Annotated in this window: 2 protein-coding genes and 2 pseudogenes; 3 read left to right on the forward strand and 1 reads right to left on the reverse strand. The window is 74.7% G+C overall.

What is annotated here, in order from left to right:
- The 3 genes and pseudogenes from DQW85_RS24655 to DQW85_RS24665 form a co-directional block, all read left to right on the forward strand.
- Positions 1 to 274 (forward strand): annotated as a pseudogene (locus DQW85_RS24655) (hypothetical protein); the annotation flags it as partial.
- Entirely contained in the window at positions 271 to 1,563 is a 1,293-nt protein-coding gene (locus DQW85_RS24660; RefSeq protein WP_240197401.1) for an FAD-dependent oxidoreductase, read from the forward strand. The pseudogene DQW85_RS24655 and the gene DQW85_RS24660, both read left to right, overlap by 4 nt.
- Before the next feature lie 2 nt (positions 1,564 to 1,565).
- Positions 1,566 to 2,219 carry a DUF6875 domain-containing protein gene (locus tag DQW85_RS24665; protein ID WP_113702392.1) on the forward strand — a complete coding sequence of 218 codons (654 nt, stop codon included), beginning with the start codon at positions 1,566 to 1,568 and terminating at the stop codon, positions 2,217 to 2,219.
- A gap of 40 nt (positions 2,220 to 2,259) precedes the next feature.
- Here DQW85_RS24665 and DQW85_RS24670 read toward each other — a convergent pair.
- Positions 2,260 to 2,695: pseudogene (locus DQW85_RS24670) on the reverse strand (glycoside hydrolase family 3 protein); the annotation flags it as partial.

Consider the following 2,695-nt stretch of genomic DNA (forward strand, 5'->3'; position numbering starts at 1 on the left):
CCTGGTCGGCCGGGCCGCCCGGGCGCTGCGGCCCGGCGGTTCCCTGCTGGTCCTCGAACCGTTCGCCGACCCGCCCGAGGGGACGCCCGGGCCGGCCGCGGCCTTCCTGGCCGGGTTCAGCCTGAACCTGGCCGCCACCCAGGGCGGCCGCCTCTACACGTTCGGCGAGATCGCCGGATGGGCCGAGGCAGCGGGCCTCGGCGGCGTCGAGCGGCTGCCGCTCGACGCCCCGGGCACCGAGGAACTGCTCGTGGCGCGCAGGGAGGCGGCGTGAGGATCATCATCGCGGGAGCCGGTCCCGCGGGCAGCCTGCTCGCCTGCTACCTGGTCAGGCGCGGCCACCACGTCGCGGTCTACGAGCGCAGGCCGGACCCCCGCGGGCACGACGACGAGGAGGGCCGCTCCATCAACCTCGGCCTGTCGGCGCGAGGAGTGCGGGCGCTGACGGACGTCGGCCTCATGCCCGCCATCTGGCCGCTCACCGTGCCGATGCGCGGCAGGGCCGTGCACGCGCCCGACGGTCGCGTCACCTTCCAGCCGTACGGCAGGCGCGCGGACGAGATCCTGCACTCGGTACGCCGCAGGGACCTGGTGGTCAGCCTCGTCGACCACGCCGAGGCGGCCGGGGCCGTCTTCCACTTCGGTCACAGGGTGGTGGACCTCGACCGGGAGGGCCCCACGCTGGTCGTGGAGCACGAGGGGCGGCGCGACGCCGTGCCCGCCGACGCGGTCGTCGGCGCGGACGGCGCGTTCTCCGCCGTGCGGGCCCTGATGCACCGCGGCCTCCGGGCCGACCTGCACCAGGAGTTCCTGCCGTGGGGCTACAAGGAGCTGACCATCCCACGGGTGCCCGCCCACCATGAGGCGCTGCACGTGTGGCCCGGCGGCGACGACGGCCTCATCGTCACCCATCCCAACCTCGACGGCTCGATGACCGCGACGCTGTTCCTGCCCGCCGGGCGACTGGCGGAGATGACCGACCCGGAGGCGTTCTTCGCCGAACGCTTCCCCGACGCGCTGCCGCTCATGCCGGACCTGGCCAAGGAGTTCGCCGACCGGCCGGTGGGCCACCTCGTCTCCATCCGCACCACGCCCTGGCACGACGGGGGCAAGGTGGTGCTCATCGGCGACGCCGCGCACGCCGTCTACCCCTTCTACGGCCAGGGCATGAACTCCGCCCTGGAGGACTGCACGGTCCTCGACCGCTGCCTCGGCCTGGGATCCCTGGACGGCGACCACCTCGGTCTGGCCTTCGCCGAGTTCGAGCGCTCCCGCAGGCCGCACACCGACGTGCTCGACGAGCTCTCCCGGCAGAACTTCGTGGAGCTGCGCGACCGGGTGCGCTCGCCGCTGCACAAGGTGCGCCAGCGGGCCGACCTCGTGCTGGCAGGGCTCTTCCCCGGCCGCTGGACGCCGCTCTACACCATGATCTCCCACACCACCACGCCGTACGCGGACGCGCTCGCCCGGTCCAGGCGCCAGGACGCCGTCCTGCGCTGGACGGCGCTCGGGGCCGCCGGGCTCGGCGCGGTCGCCATGCTCGCCGCCAGGAAGGGCCGCTAACGATGCTGACGGACCCCACCGACCCCTCCCGCGTCCTCATCGAGGTGAGCGACCTCGGCGGGCGGCACGACCTGGTCCAGCGGTACGGCGGGCCGCTCGGCCGCGTCGTGACCTGGGCACGCGAGTACTTATGCCGGCCGCACCCCGAGCTGGGCCGCAACGGGCCGGTCTGCCCCTACGCCCAGACCTCGCTGGACCGGGGCACCTTCTACCTGGCGGTCTGCCCCGGCCGGCCCACCGTGGACGAGGTGGCCGAGGTGCTGGCCGGCTACCGCTCCTGGTTCCAGCGGCTGGTGTCGCCGCCGAAGGTGTCGCCTCAGTTCCGTACGATCCTGGTGATCCTGCCCGACCTGCCCGACGCGCTGGCGGCCGAGGTGGTGGACGCGGCACAGCTCGCGCTCAAGTCGGACTACGTCGCCGCCGGGCTCATGATCGGGGAGTTCTACCCGGGGCCGCCACCGAAGAGCGGCCTCTGGAACGCCGACTTCCGGCCGCTGGGCTGCCCGGTGCCGCTGCTGGCGATCAGGCACATGGTCGCCACCGACTTCCCGTTCCTGAAGGACGACCCCGGCCACGCCGCCGCCTACCTGGAGCGGTTCGGCGACCGCCCGCCGGCCGCGCTCCGGGAGGCGATCGCCGTCGCACGGCAGAGCTGACCGCCGTCGCACGGCAGAGCTGACCGGCGGGCTCCAGCCGTCAGGCGGTGAGGAGCTCCATCGCGGCCTGGGCGTTGGCCCGGGCCGCGCCGTACGTCGCGATGTAGGCCGCGCTCCCGGGCCGCCAGACGGGCAGGCCCATCTCGATGACGGTCGTGTCGGGGCGGCCGGCGACCAGGGCGGAGACCAGGGCCCGGCTGTCGGCGTAGCGGTGCGCGTCCTTGACCACCACGACGAGGGACCGCCCGGTGGCGCGTTCCAAGAGGTCCTCGGCGCTGGCCTCGGCCGGTTTGACGCGGACGACCTCCGCCTGGGGCAGCCACGGGGAGACGCCCCACGGCACGTCGCCCACCGCGATCGTCGGCGGCGTGTCGACCTCCACGACCAGCGGGTCCTCCAGCGGCGCGGGCGCCCCGTCGAGCCGGACGGCCCGCCTGGCCGCGTCCAGGCCGACCGTCGCGGGCTCGCCGGACGCG

The sequence above is a fragment of the Nonomuraea lactucae genome, from assembly GCF_003313395.1.
GTDB lineage: Bacteria > Actinomycetota > Actinomycetes > Streptosporangiales > Streptosporangiaceae > Nonomuraea > Nonomuraea lactucae.

Coding starts and splice junctions, on each gene's coding strand:
- DQW85_RS24665 (WP_113702392.1), top strand. CDS start 1,566: ATGCTGACGGACCCCACCGACCCCTCCCGCGTCCTCATCGAGGTGAGC.